The organism is Blautia schinkii (genome assembly GCF_013304825.1).
Lineage (GTDB): Bacteria > Bacillota > Clostridia > Lachnospirales > Lachnospiraceae > Blautia_A > Blautia_A schinkii_B.
This window is the reverse complement of the sequence record NZ_JAAWUO010000007.1, coordinates 73,455-85,942: the sequence shown is the minus strand read 5'-3', so window position 1 is coordinate 85,942 and position 12,488 is coordinate 73,455. Positions and strand designations below refer to the sequence as shown.

Here is a 12,488-nt window from a genome sequence, read left to right as displayed (position 1 = left end):
AAAATTGGTATAGTATTTACGGAAAAGACAAATGTGTGCCATAGAGGGACACAAGATGAGGAGAGTTTTATTATGAGTGAAAAGCTTAAAGTCGGTATTTTAGGTGCAACTGGAATGGTTGGTCAGAGATTTATTTCTCTTCTGGAGAATCATCCGTGGTTTGAGGTGGTTACTGTGGCAGCAAGCCCCAGAAGTGCAGGCAAGACCTACGAGGAGGCTGTAGGCGGCAGATGGAAAATGGATACTCCGATGCCGGAGGCAGTGAAGAAGCTGGTAGTTATGGATATCCACGAGGTAGAGAAGGTTGCAGCTACTGTTGACTTTGTATTTTCCGCAGTTGATATGACGAAAGATGAGATCAAGGCTATCGAGGAAGAGTATGCCAAGACAGAGACACCGGTTGTTTCCAACAACAGTGCACACCGCTGGACACCGGATGTTCCGATGGTAGTTCCGGAAATCAACCCGGAGCATTTCGATGTTATCGAGTTCCAGAAGAAACGTCTTGGAACAACTCGCGGATTCGTAGCTGTTAAGCCGAACTGCTCTATCCAGAGCTACGCACCGGTACTTACCGCATGGAAAGAATTCGAGCCATATGAAGTAGTAGCTACTACATACCAGGCTATTTCCGGAGCAGGAAAAACATTCAAAGACTGGCCGGAGATGGAGCACAATATTATCCCGTATATCGGTGGTGAGGAAGAGAAGAGTGAGAAAGAGCCGTTAAGACTCTGGGGTAAGATCGAGGACGGCGTGATCGTTCCGGCTACCACACCTGTTATTACATGTCAGTGTGTACGTGTTCCGGTTCTCAATGGACATACAGCAGCTGTTTTTGTTAAATTCCGCAAGAAACCAACAAAAGAGCAGCTGATCCAGAAACTTGTTGAGTTTAAGGGAGCTCCGCAGGAGCTTAACCTTCCAAGTGCTCCGAAGCAGTTTATCCAGTATCTTGAGGAGGATAACCGTCCGCAGGTACAGATGGATGTAAACTATGAGAACGGAATGGGAGTATCTGTAGGACGTCTTCGTGAAGATACTGTTTACGATTACAAGTTCATCGGACTTTCCCATAACACAGTAAGAGGAGCTGCAGGCGGAGCTGTTCTCTGTGCAGAGACTCTGAAAGCTAAGGGATATATCCAGGCTAAATAATCAGGTAAATCTTCATATGAAATAAAAAGTATCAGCAGAACGGGATATCGGAGCTTTTCGGTGTCCTGTTTTTGCGTCTCAGAGGAAACTTCTGAAGGGGTCTGCAAAGAGAATGCCTGTGAAGTGTCCGTGCGACAGGAGCGTATATTAAGGAGCAGAAGTAAATGCGTAAGAAAGAAATTCGAACGGTAATTACCTTTTCTACCACAACAGCAGCTATGAAGATGGAAAAAACGTCTAAGGAGTCGGGATTTTCGGGAAGGCTGATTCCGATCCCGTCTGAGATCAGTGCCGAATGCGGGCTTGCCTGGAAATGCGAGAAGCAGTCTGAGGAAGAGACAGAGATTTTTTTGCAGGAAAAAGAGCTTGCATGGGACGGAATCTACCGGGTTCTGACTTAACTGAATGCAGAGTGAGAATATCCGCCTGACGGAGATAGTGTTTGTTGTGTGTAACAATACATGATTTTTCGGAAATTTTCTCATTTTTGTTGTGAACTATTTGATAAAGTGTTACAATATGAAAAGCAGATTTCCGTAAAGCGTGCTGCTGTGAACAAAGAAGCAGCAGCAAAGTGCCACGCTTGCTAAAAAAATGTGGAGGTGCTATTTATGAACAGGGAGGATGTAGAGAAACTGTCAACCGCTGCGAAAGGTAAGATCAATCTCCTGAACAGCAACTTTGGAAAATACTTTATGCGGGCGATCATGGCCGGATTTTTTATTGATGTGGCGATGATCTACAGTAATGTTGTGGGAAATGTATTTTCCAAGACATTCCCGGAATGGGGGAAATTCCTTGGAGCCATCGTGTTCTCCATCGCGGTACTTCTGATCGTGATGGTAGGCGGAGAGCTTTTTACAGGTAACAATCTGGTAATGGCGTTTGGTGCGTATGACAAGAGCGTATCATGGAAAGACGTTGGCAAGGTATGGGGAATCAGTTATATCGGCAATTTTGTGGGATGCCTGATTCTGGCATGGATTTTTGTAGGTGCCGGAGCGTCCGGTACTGCAGATTATTTTGCCGGCTTTATAAACGGAAAACTCAGTATTCCGGCAGGACAGATGTTTTTCCGTGCAGTGCTTTGTAATTTCTTTGTCTGTCTTGCAGTGCTTTGCGGCATTAAGCTTAAGAGTGAGTCAGGCAAGTTTCTGATGATCGTGATCTGTATTTCAGGTTTCGTTGTCAGCGGATTTGAGCACTGTATTGCAAATATGGGCATCTTTACAGTTGCGTATTGTATGGTTCCCGGATTGTCTGTCGGTGCCATGCTTAAGAGTATGGTGATCGTAACATTAGGAAATATAGTTGGCGGAGCTGTGCTTCTTGCATGGCCGCTTAGAAAGATGAGTGCAGATAAATAGTATGGCAAAGGCTTTATACATAGCAGAGAAGCCCAGCGTGGCACAGGAATTTGCGAAGGCTTTGAAGATTAACGGTCAGAGAAAAGACGGATATCTGGAATCCAGCGATTCTGTAGTGACCTGGTGTGTTGGACACCTGGTTACCATGAGCTATCCCGAAAAATATGATATCAAGTATAAAAGGTGGAGTTTTGATACCCTGCCTTTTTTGCCGCGCGAATTTAAATATGAAGTGATTCCCGGGGTCAGAAAACAGTTCGAAATCGTAAAAGGACTGCTGAACCGAACTGATATAGAGACCATTTATGTGTGTACTGATTCAGGGCGTGAGGGAGAATATATCTACCGGCTGGTGGCGCAGATGGCAGGTGTAAGTGGGAAAGTCCAGAAAAGAGTGTGGATCGATTCCCAGACAGAAGAGGAAATCCTTCGAGGAATCCGGGAAGCAAAAGATATCTCAGAGTATGATAATCTGGCAGCGTCTGCCTATCTCCGCGCAAAAGAAGATTACCTTATGGGGATTAATTTTTCCAGAGTGCTGACTCTGCGCTATGGAAACAGTGTAACGAATTATCTCCATTCCAAATATCAGGCGATCGCAGTTGGCCGTGTAATGACCTGTGTTCTTGGAATGGTGGTGCGAAGAGAACGGGAGATCCGTGTCTTTGTGAAGACACCGTTTTACCGTGTCTTAAGCAGCATTGCTCTTGCGGGAGAGAATTTTGACGGAGAGTGGAGAGCTGTGGAAGGTAGCCGGTATTTTCAGTCCCCGTATCTTTATAAAGAGAACGGCTTCAGGAAAAAAGAGCATGCACAGATGCTGATCGATCAGCTGATGGTGAACCAGCCCCTTTCCTGTATTGTGGAAAAGGTGGAACGAAAAAAAGAAAACAAAAATCCGCCGCTTCTTTTTAACCTGGCGGAGCTTCAGAATGTGTGCTCAAAGCTGTTTAAGATCAGTCCGGACGAGACACTCCGGATCGTACAGGAGCTTTATGAGAAAAAGCTGGTGACTTATCCTAGAACGGATGCCAGAGTTCTTTCCACGGCAGTGGCCAAGGAGATATACAAGAATATTTCCGGTCTTCGAAATTATCAGCAGGCCGGTGCTGCAGCAGCAGAGGTTTTTGGGATGGAATCCTGGAAAAGCATTGCAAAGACCAGGTATGTGAATGACAAGCAGATCACAGACCATTATGCCATCATTCCTACCGGTCAGGGGCTGAATTCATTGGAAAAGGTGTCTCTTACAGCACAGAGGGTGTATGAGACTATTGTACGGAGATTCCTGTGTATCTTTTATCCTCCGGCAGTTTATCAGAAGGTCAGCCTTGTGACGAAGCTTGACGGTGAGGCATTCTTCTCATCCTTTAAGGTTCTGAAGGAAGAGGGGTATTTAAGAGTTGCCGCGAATTCTTTTGCCCGGAAAAAAGTTTCTGACGGTGAGAAAGACGGTAATGGAGAGGAAGAAGAGGTTTCCTGTGATACCGTGCTTCTGGATGCGTTGCAGAAGCTGAAAAAGGGTGATATACTTCCTGTGAACGGCTTAAGTATCAAAGAGGGTGAGACTTCACCGCCCAAGAGATACAATTCCGGTTCCATGATCCTTGCCATGGAAAATGCAGGTCAGCTGATCGAGGATGAAGAGCTTCGTGCTCAGATCAAGGGCAGCGGGATCGGCACCAGTGCTACCCGTGCTGAGATTCTGAAGAAGCTTTTTAACATCAAATATCTGGCACTGAATAAAAAGACTCAGGTGATCACTCCAACGCTTCTTGGGGAAATGATTTTTGATGTGGTAAACTGCTCTATCCGGCAGCTTCTGAATCCGGAGCTTACTGCAAGCTGGGAAAAGGGGCTCACCTATGTGGCAGAGGGGAGTATTACGGAACAGGAATATATGGATAAGCTGGAACATTTTGTGCGGGTAAGGACCCGGCAGGTTGAGGCCAGCAATTATCAGTATAACCTGCGGCAGTTTTTTGATGCGGCCGCTGTAAATTACAGGAAGCAGGAGCGGGCTTCCGGACAGGGAGGAAAAAAATCATGATGAAAGATTTTACCATCAGCAATATGCTGGATCTGGGCGAGACCATCGCTGCAGAGCTTTTTGAGGGAAAGACCTATCCGTGGGAAGTTCTTCCGGAGATCGGAGATTTTATCATTAAACTGGGAAAAACTCTTGACCCGGCTGAGTATGAGGAAAAAGGCGAGAATATCTGGATCGCAAAATCAGCTGCTGTTGCACCGACAGCAAGCATCACAGGTCCGGCGATCATCGGTAAAGACGCTGAGGTGCGCCACTGTGCGTTTATCCGCGGCAAGGCCATTGTTGGCGAGGGCGCAGTAGTTGGTAATTCCACTGAGCTTAAGAATGTAGTACTGTTTAATAAGGTACAGGTTCCGCATTACAACTATGTTGGAGATGCAGTACTTGGATACAAATCCCATATGGGAGCCGGATCAATTTGTTCTAACGTAAAATCCGACAAGAAACTTGTTGTTGTGAAAGACGGAGATGAGAAGATCGAGACCGGACTTAAAAAGTTCGGAGCAATGCTTGGAGATCATGTTGAGGTTGGCTGCGGTTCTGTACTCAATCCGGGAACTGTGATCGGAAGAAATTCCAATATCTATCCCCTGTCACCGGTAAGAGGATGCGTTCCGGCAGATTCTATTTATAAGAATGCCAAAGAGATTATTAAGAAAAAGTAAGTAAAAGAAGATTTCTTTTTTACTGAAGTGATTCGTAAACAGAGAACAGGCCCGCAAAGCGGGCCGTTTTTTTGTTCAGTTTAAATTCTATCGGCATAGTGTCTCCCTGGAAAAAGGCCCCATTCCCATTCTGTCAAGAACAAAAATTCCCCGAAAAGAAATTAACACTATGACAAAAACAAAATCCGCCTGATCACCACCAGTCCTATAATATGGACCGGATAAAACCAGTAGAAGAAGTATTTCGCCGCTTTTCCGCGGATAAATCCTCTTTCTCCATTGTACATGTTAATGGACAGAAAAGCGAAACAGGCCCTCCATTCATAATAGAGCCAGCAGCTTCCCAGGATCGCCTGTCCCGGTTTATCGTTTCTCATATAATACATGATCAGCAGAAAAATATATCCCCGCCATCCGTAATCTGCTTTCAGAAAAACAGAAACAGCAAGCAGTCCCAGGATACAGAAGAGCTGCATTGTTTGTTTAGCCTGAAAATGTTCGATTGCACAAAATGCCAGATACCCAAGGAAAAGAGTGAAAAACACATTCTGTTTTTCATAACGCAGAGTGTTGGTGAACATCAGGTTCCACGGGATTTCAGAAATCAGTGAAAAAATAAAAAGATTCATGCCATACCGGAAACGGTCATGGGTATGCAGAAATCCCTCCAGAAGGAGAAAACAGAAGATTGGAAATGCCACCCGGCCGATATCACGAAAAATCAGATACACACTGTATTCTCTTCCGAAAAGTGTAAAAAGAGTTTTAAGAGCAGGTTGATACATACTTAAAAGAACTGCGCCAATATGATCGATCAGCATAGTAACAACAGCAATCACTTTCAGCGTGCTTCCGCTGAGAATCCGGTATTTTTCTGGAAAAACAGATTCTGCTGATACGTTCATAAAAAATACACCTCCAAGGTCAGACTTGCTAATATATTATCACAGATATTGAGCAGTTGCCAGAAATATTTGACAGTTAGGCATATAATACCCGAAGAGATAACTTCCAATAATATACCTTTTATGGCAAAAAATTATCAAATATGACTGGACGAAACAAAGGTTTTGTGAGAAAATACCCATAGGGTGTTATCGAACTTTTTTTCTCAATAACATCGGTCAATCTATACTTGAAAGGAGTTTTAAAATGATTTATTCACGCGAAGTAGAAGAAATGTGTCCAGTGGCACAGGGCGTACATCATGGTGCCGCTCCGATCCCGGAAGAAGCAAAATGGGTTCAGGCAAAAGAAGTAAAGGATATCTCCGGATTTACACACGGTGTAGGCTGGTGTGCTCCACAGCAGGGTGCCTGTAAGCTGTCCCTTAACGTAAAAGAGGGAATCATTCAGGAGGCACTTGTTGAGACAATCGGATGTTCAGGAATGACTCATTCTGCAGCTATGGCAGCAGAGATCCTTCCGGGCCTTACAGTAATGGAGGCACTGAACACAGACCTTGTATGTGATGCAATCAATACAGCTATGAGAGAGCTTTTCCTTCAGATCGTATACGGACGTTCCCAGTCTGCATTCTCTGAGGACGGACTTGCAGTAGGTGCTGGTCTTGAGGATCTTGGAAAAGGACTTCGTTCTCAGGTTGGTACAATGTATGGAACTCTGAAAAAAGGACCTCGTTACCTTGAGATGGCTGAGGGTTATGTTACAGGTATCGCTCTTGATGAGGACGATGAGATCATCGGATATCAGTTCGTAAGCCTTGGAAAAATGACTGACTTCATTAAGAAAGGTGATGACCCGAACACAGCATGGGAGAAAGCAAAAGGTCAGTACGGCCGTGTTGCAGATGCTGTTAAGATCATCGACCCAAGAAAAGAGTAATTACATTCGTAAGGTGAAAAAATCAGGAGGTTACAGGAAATGGCTTTATTTGAATCATATGAGAGACGAATTGACAAGATCAATTCTGTTTTAAACAGCTATGGAATCGCTTCTATCGAAGAAGCTGAGAAAATCACTAAAGACGCAGGTCTGAACGTTTACGATCAGATCAAAGGCATTCAGCCGATCTGCTTTGAGAACGCTTGCTGGGCTTATACAGTAGGTGCAGCAATCGCAATCAAAAAAGGCTGCAGAAGAGCAGCTGATGCAGCAGCAGCTATCGGAGAGGGACTTCAGGCATTCTGTATTCCGGGATCCGTTGCAGACACACGTAAAGTAGGTCTTGGACATGGAAACCTTGGAAAAATGCTTCTTGAGGAAGAGACAGACTGCTTCTGCTTCCTTGCAGGACATGAGTCTTTTGCAGCAGCTGAGGGTGCTATCGGTATCGCTGAGAAAGCAAACAAAGTTCGTAAAAAACCTCTTCGTGTTATCCTGAACGGTCTTGGTAAAGATGCTGCTCAGATCATCTCCCGTATCAACGGCTTTACATATGTAGAGACAGAGTATGATCCATATAAGAACGAGGTTAAAGAAGTATTCCGTAAATCCTATTCAGAGGGACTTCGTGCAAAAGTAAACTGCTACGGCGCAAACAGCGTTCCAGAGGGTGTTGCTATCATGTGGAAAGAGGGCGTTGACGTTTCCATCACTGGAAACTCCACAAACCCGACTCGTTTCCAGCATCCGGTAGCAGGAACATACAAAAAAGAGTGCAACGAGAAAGGTAAAAAATACTTCTCAGTTGCTTCCGGCGGTGGTACAGGACGTACACTTCACCCGGACAACATGGCAGCAGGTCCTGCTTCCTACGGTATGACTGATACACTTGGACGTATGCATTCTGACGCTCAGTTCGCAGGATCTTCTTCCGTACCGGCTCACGTAGAGATGATGGGTCTCATCGGCGCTGGAAACAACCCGATGGTTGGTATGACAGTTGCTGTAGCTGTTTCCGTACAGGAAGCTGCTGACGCTGGAAAGTTCTAATTTCGGATAACGAAAAATAGTGGGAAAGGCTGTAAACTCTAGGGTTTGCAGCCTTTTTTATGCAAAGCGTGATGCGATTTTGAAGAATTTGTGAAACAAATTTCAGAAGAGTTCATAAAATAAAACAAAGCTGCAGTGGCAGGTTATTTATGGAAGCACTTGTGAATTATATTAAACCGGAATTGCTGATTACAGCAGTTGCTTTGTATTTTATGGGAATTGCACTGAAGGAAGCCCAGGCTGTGAAGGACAAATATATTCCGTTGATACTGGGAGGTGTGGGGATTCTTATATGTGGGATCTATGTATTTGCCACCTGCTCCTGCGTTGGTGGCCAGGACATTGCCATGGCGGTATTTACATCTGTAACACAGGGAATCCTGGTAGCAGGACTTTCTACATATGTAAATCAGCTGATCAAACAGTTGGAAAAAGATGAATAACTGTATATGATAAAGAGAAAGCTGAAAAAAGGAAAAATAAACAGAGTCTATATCAGAAACACCAGGGAAGTATCCGCAATTCCGGACACTTCCCTGAATATGTTTTATCAGGCATTCTCAAGTGCCTGATCCAGATCTTTGATAATATCCTCCGCGTTTTCAATACCAATGGAAAGACGGATCATTCCAGGAGAAACCCCTGCCTCAACCAGCTGTTCGTCGTTCATCTGGCGGTGAGTATGGCTGGCCGGATGAAGGACCATGGTAATAGAAGCGGCAACATGGGTAGCAATTGTGGCAAGCTTCAGGCTGTCCATAAAACGGACTGCTGCATCACGGCCGCCGGTCAGCTCAAAGGAGATAACACCGCAGGTTTGACCGTTTTTCATATATTTCTGTGCCAGTGCATGATATTTGTCATCTGGAAGACCGGCATAGTTTACGTGAGAAACTTTTTTGTGGGCATTCAGGTACTCGGCGATCTTCTGTGCATTGGAACAGTGGCGTTCCATACGGAGCGGAAGTGTCTCCAGTCCAAGATTTAGAAGAAAACAGTTCATTGGAGACGGAATAGAGCCGAGATCACGCATCAGCTGAGATGTAGCCTTGGTGATATAGGCTTTTTTACCAAACTGTTTGGTGTATATTACACCGTGGTAGGATTCATCCGGCTCTGTCAGACCATGATACTTATGTCCGTAAGCATCCCAGTCAAAGTTTCCGCTGTCAACAATGGCACCGCCAACCTGAACAGCATGTCCGTCCATATATTTGGTAGTAGAGTGAGTAACGATATCAGCACCCCACTCGAACGGGCGGCAGTTTACCGGCGTAGCAAAAGTGTTGTCCACAATAAGCGGCACGCCGTTCTGATGTGCAACGCGTGCAAATTTCTCAATATCAAGAACAACAAGGGCAGGGTTGGCAATAGTCTCTGCAAAAAGAACCTTTGTATTCGGCTTAAATGCAGCTGCGATCTCTTCCTCGCTGGCATCTGTATCAACGAATGTGCAGTCAATTCCCAGCTTCTTAAAGGTAACAGCAAGAAGATTGAACGTTCCACCGTAAATTGTGGAAGCTGCAACAACATGGTCGCCTGCTTCACAGATGTTAAATACTGCATAGAAGTTAGCTGCCTGTCCGGAAGAAGTAAGGATCGCAGCAACACCGCCTTCCAGATCGGCAATCTTCGCAGCGACTGCATCATTGGTTGGATTCTGGAGACGGGTGTAGAAATATCCATCTGCTTTCAGATCAAATAACTGTCCCATCTCATCTGTTGTATCATACTTATAGGTAGTGCTCTGGTAAACTGGAAGTGCACACGGCTCACCTTTGGAAGGAGTGTAGCCGGAATGGATACATTTGGTTTCTAAATTATAATCGCTCATAGGGGTAATTCCTTTCTGAAACATCTTATTTCCGTAGAAAATGAAATGCTCTTGTTCATTTTTTATAAATCTATCTACGATTATAACTCTTTATGTGTGAAAACACAACAATATTCTCCGTAAACTATAGTGGGGTATAAGGGAAAAGAAAGAAGCGCGTTCTGGTGCACACATCAAAACGTTACATAATTAACACAAAGAACAGGGAAGATAGCACTTGCTGTTAGCTGTATAATTAAAAAACATCTAAAAACTCTTGAAAAATCAACAGAAAATTGTAAATCAAGTAACGAATTGTGAAAACGCATAAAATTGAATCAGAAAATTTGTACAAAAAGGATATTGCGTTCACGTGCACAAAATGATAATATAGCATCATCAAGAACGGAACAGAAACGAAAAACAAACAAAATAATAAAATGAACGGAGGAATTTAAAATGTTAAGAGTTGGAGTTATCGGATGCGGCGGAATGGGAAGAGATCATATCAGAAGACTGACAGAGAAGATCCAGGGAGCGGAAGTGGTAGCTGTCTCAGATGTATTTGAGGAAAGCGCAAGGAAAGCAGCCCAGATCTGCGGAGCAAAAGTTTATGCAGACAGTAAGGAGCTTATCAATGCAGAGAGCGTAGATGCAGTATTTATCGTATCTCCGGGCTTTGCACATGTAGATTCCCTTCTTCAGGCAATCGAGGCCGGCAAGAGAATTTTCTGTGAGAAACCATTATGTACAACTGCTGAGGACTGTCTGAAAGTGGTAAAGGCAGAGGAGGCAGCCGGTAAACACCTTATCCAGCTCGGATTTATGAGACGTTATGATAAGGGATATCAGCAGATCAAGGAGGCACTTGCAACCGGTGAATACGGCGAGCCGCTGATCCTTCACTGTACACACAGAAATCCGGAGGTAGGAACCAATTATAATACACCGATGGCTGTGCACGATACCGCAATACATGAGATCGATGTTCTTCACTGGCTTGTAGATGACGAGTATGAATCCGCACAGGTAGTAATGCCAAGAGTGACAAAATATTCTCACTCCGAGCTGAAAGATCCGCAGATCATGATGCTCCGTACAAAAAAAGGCGTGTGCATTGATGTGGAAGTATTTGTAAACTGCAAGTTCGGATATGACATCAACTGTGAAGTTGTATGTGAGGATGGCGCGCTGAAAATGGCACAGCCGGCTTATCCGTCTATCCGTAAAAATGCAGCAGTATCCAGTGCCATTGACACAGACTGCTTCGTAAGATTTAAAGACGCTTATGATAAAGAAGTTCAGGACTGGGTTGACAACGCAGAGGCAGGAGTAATCACAGGACCGAATGCATGGGATGGATACCTGGCAGCGATCACTGCAGATGCTCTTGTAAAAGCGCAGGAAACCGGTCAGATCGAGAAGATCGTCACAGCAGTTGAGAAGCCGGAATTTTATAAATAAATATATATTACGAACTCCACCTCATCAAGTGTGAGTTATCATACCAGCTTATTGTCGCAGGCTTTCCCAATGCGCCTGCGGCGGCAGTCACCGGCAGAGTCCGATTCCGCTACAGTTTTACAGAAGCTGCAGCGGAAATCCTCCGGTGAGATCGATCAGAATAATCGACTGAAAAGTAAAAATATATGGAGGGTATTGAAGATGAAATTAGGATTTAATGAAGCAACTGCACTGGAATGTAAAGGACAGTCTCTTATGGCAGACCTGGAGATGTGTGAGAAATATGGCTTTGATTATATTGAGATCCGCTTTGACTGTGTAAAGGATTATCTTAAAGAGCATACACTGGAGGAACTGGCAGACTGGTTTAAGAACCATCATCTGAAACCATGGGCATATAACACTCTGATCTTCTTTAACCAGAGAGATGAGGCAGGGGAAAAAGAGATTGACGACGAAGTTGATTTTATCCTGAAGGTTTCCGAAGCTATCGGAATGAAAATGCTGATCACAGTTCCGAGTTTTGATGTAAAAGATAAATCTGTAAGTGAGATTAAAGAAGAAGCAGTTGCGCGTCTTCGATACCTTTCTGACAAAGTGGGCTCTGATATGAAGATCTCCCTGGAGTTCTGTGGTGCACCGAACTGCTCCATCAACCAGTTTGGGACAGCTTATGATGTAGTAAAAGCAGTGGACAGAGATAATGTAGGCGTTACTGTGGACACTTTCCATTTCCATGAGATGTGTTCACGCCTGGAAGATTTAAAAGCAGCAGATGGCAGGAAGATTTTTGCATACCATTTAAATGACTGTGAGGATCTTCCTCTTGGCTCCTGCGGAGACGATAAGAGACTGTGGCCGGGTGAAGGCGTTGTAGATCATGCGGGAATCGCAGCAGCACTGAAGGAGATTGGTTTTGACGGTGTATGCACTATCGAAGAGTTCCGTCCGGAGTACTACGCAATGAGCCATGAGGATAATGTGAAAAAAGCTGCAGAAGTCACCAGAGATTTTGTACAGAAATATTTCGGATAATTCATTCAGAAAGGTCCGACCTTAAACCGATAGGAGGTAGA

The 12,488-nt window shown here is 44.5% G+C and carries 12 protein-coding genes; 10 read left to right on the top strand and 2 right to left on the bottom strand.

Annotation, left to right across the window (positions count from 1 at the left end):
* The first annotated feature begins 72 nt into the window (after window positions 1-72).
* From asd to HFM85_RS07025, 5 genes are all read left to right on the top strand, one after another.
* Window positions 73-1,158, top strand: coding sequence for an aspartate-semialdehyde dehydrogenase (gene asd / locus HFM85_RS07045; protein ID WP_173737592.1), 1,086 nt, complete (start codon window positions 73-75; stop codon window positions 1,156-1,158).
* 164 nt (window positions 1,159-1,322) lie between these two features.
* The gene (locus HFM85_RS07040) at window positions 1,323-1,559 is read left to right on the top strand and encodes a DUF3343 domain-containing protein (RefSeq protein ID WP_173737593.1); all 237 of its coding nucleotides are present in this window, start codon (window positions 1,323-1,325) and stop codon (window positions 1,557-1,559) included.
* Between the two features lie 210 nt (window positions 1,560-1,769).
* Window positions 1,770-2,525 carry a formate/nitrite transporter family protein gene (locus tag HFM85_RS07035; RefSeq protein WP_173737594.1) on the top strand — a complete coding sequence of 252 codons (756 nt, stop codon included), beginning with the start codon at window positions 1,770-1,772 and terminating at the stop codon, window positions 2,523-2,525.
* Window position 2,526: 1 nt separating this feature from the next.
* On the top strand, window positions 2,527-4,575 hold the full coding sequence (locus HFM85_RS07030) for a DNA topoisomerase (protein WP_173737595.1): 2,049 nt from the start codon (window positions 2,527-2,529) through the stop codon (window positions 4,573-4,575).
* Complete coding sequence (locus tag HFM85_RS07025) at window positions 4,572-5,240, top strand: LbetaH domain-containing protein (RefSeq protein ID WP_173737596.1); 669 nt, start codon at window positions 4,572-4,574, stop codon at window positions 5,238-5,240. The genes HFM85_RS07030 and HFM85_RS07025 overlap by 4 nt, the downstream gene beginning before the upstream one ends.
* A gap of 167 nt (window positions 5,241-5,407) precedes the next feature.
* On the opposite strand, the gene HFM85_RS07020 is transcribed toward HFM85_RS07025, so the two are convergent.
* On the bottom strand, window positions 5,408-6,145 hold the full coding sequence (locus HFM85_RS07020) for a TraX family protein (RefSeq protein ID WP_173737597.1): 738 nt from the start codon (window positions 6,143-6,145) through the stop codon (window positions 5,408-5,410).
* A gap of 247 nt (window positions 6,146-6,392) precedes the next feature.
* On the opposite strand from HFM85_RS07020, the gene HFM85_RS07015 reads away from it, so the two are divergent.
* The 3 genes from HFM85_RS07015 to HFM85_RS07005 all read left to right on the top strand — a co-directional run bounded on the left by HFM85_RS07015 (window position 6,393) and on the right by HFM85_RS07005 (window position 8,578).
* Window positions 6,393-7,085 carry an iron-sulfur cluster assembly scaffold protein gene (locus tag HFM85_RS07015; protein WP_118071121.1) on the top strand — a complete coding sequence of 231 codons (693 nt, stop codon included), beginning with the start codon at window positions 6,393-6,395 and terminating at the stop codon, window positions 7,083-7,085.
* 39 nt (window positions 7,086-7,124) lie between these two features.
* Entirely contained in the window at window positions 7,125-8,135 is a 1,011-nt protein-coding gene (locus tag HFM85_RS07010) for a GGGtGRT protein (RefSeq protein ID WP_015525727.1), read from the top strand.
* Window positions 8,136-8,284: 149 nt separating this feature from the next.
* Window positions 8,285-8,578: a phage holin family protein gene (locus HFM85_RS07005; RefSeq protein ID WP_173737598.1), complete on the top strand. Its 294-nt coding sequence runs from the start codon at window positions 8,285-8,287 to the stop codon at window positions 8,576-8,578.
* A gap of 107 nt (window positions 8,579-8,685) precedes the next feature.
* Here the strand turns inward: HFM85_RS07005 and HFM85_RS07000 are convergent, their stop codons facing one another.
* Window positions 8,686-9,969, bottom strand: a complete 1,284-nt coding sequence (locus tag HFM85_RS07000; protein ID WP_173737599.1) for an O-acetylhomoserine aminocarboxypropyltransferase/cysteine synthase family protein — start codon at window positions 9,967-9,969, stop codon at window positions 8,686-8,688.
* Between the two features lie 438 nt (window positions 9,970-10,407).
* Between HFM85_RS07000 and HFM85_RS06995 the strand changes: the two genes are divergently transcribed.
* Both HFM85_RS06995 and HFM85_RS06990 read left to right on the top strand, forming a co-directional pair.
* Entirely contained in the window at window positions 10,408-11,412 is a 1,005-nt protein-coding gene (locus HFM85_RS06995; RefSeq protein WP_119239962.1) for a Gfo/Idh/MocA family protein, read from the top strand.
* Between the two features lie 201 nt (window positions 11,413-11,613).
* Complete coding sequence (locus HFM85_RS06990) at window positions 11,614-12,447, top strand: sugar phosphate isomerase/epimerase family protein (RefSeq protein ID WP_173737600.1); 834 nt, start codon at window positions 11,614-11,616, stop codon at window positions 12,445-12,447.
* Window positions 12,448-12,488 lie beyond the last annotated feature (41 nt).

What these genes read in the sequence shown, in the direction of transcription:
- HFM85_RS07035 (WP_173737594.1), top strand. Translation starts at nt 1,770, where the DNA reads ATGAACAGGGAGGATGTAGAGAAACTGTCAACCGCTGCGAAAGGTAAG.
- asd (WP_173737592.1), top strand. Translation starts at nt 73, where the DNA reads ATGAGTGAAAAGCTTAAAGTCGGTATTTTAGGTGCAACTGGAATGGTT.
- HFM85_RS07015 (WP_118071121.1), top strand. Translation starts at nt 6,393, where the DNA reads ATGATTTATTCACGCGAAGTAGAAGAAATGTGTCCAGTGGCACAGGGC.
- HFM85_RS06995 (WP_119239962.1), top strand. Translation starts at nt 10,408, where the DNA reads ATGTTAAGAGTTGGAGTTATCGGATGCGGCGGAATGGGAAGAGATCAT.
- HFM85_RS07005 (WP_173737598.1), top strand. Translation starts at nt 8,285, where the DNA reads ATGGAAGCACTTGTGAATTATATTAAACCGGAATTGCTGATTACAGCA.
- HFM85_RS07000 (WP_173737599.1), bottom strand. Translation starts at nt 9,969, where the DNA reads ATGAGCGATTATAATTTAGAAACCAAATGTATCCATTCCGGCTACACT.
- HFM85_RS07025 (WP_173737596.1), top strand. Translation starts at nt 4,572, where the DNA reads ATGATGAAAGATTTTACCATCAGCAATATGCTGGATCTGGGCGAGACC.
- HFM85_RS07010 (WP_015525727.1), top strand. Translation starts at nt 7,125, where the DNA reads ATGGCTTTATTTGAATCATATGAGAGACGAATTGACAAGATCAATTCT.
- HFM85_RS07030 (WP_173737595.1), top strand. Translation starts at nt 2,527, where the DNA reads ATGGCAAAGGCTTTATACATAGCAGAGAAGCCCAGCGTGGCACAGGAA.
- HFM85_RS07040 (WP_173737593.1), top strand. Translation starts at nt 1,323, where the DNA reads ATGCGTAAGAAAGAAATTCGAACGGTAATTACCTTTTCTACCACAACA.
- HFM85_RS07020 (WP_173737597.1), bottom strand. Translation starts at nt 6,145, where the DNA reads ATGAACGTATCAGCAGAATCTGTTTTTCCAGAAAAATACCGGATTCTC.
- HFM85_RS06990 (WP_173737600.1), top strand. Translation starts at nt 11,614, where the DNA reads ATGAAATTAGGATTTAATGAAGCAACTGCACTGGAATGTAAAGGACAG.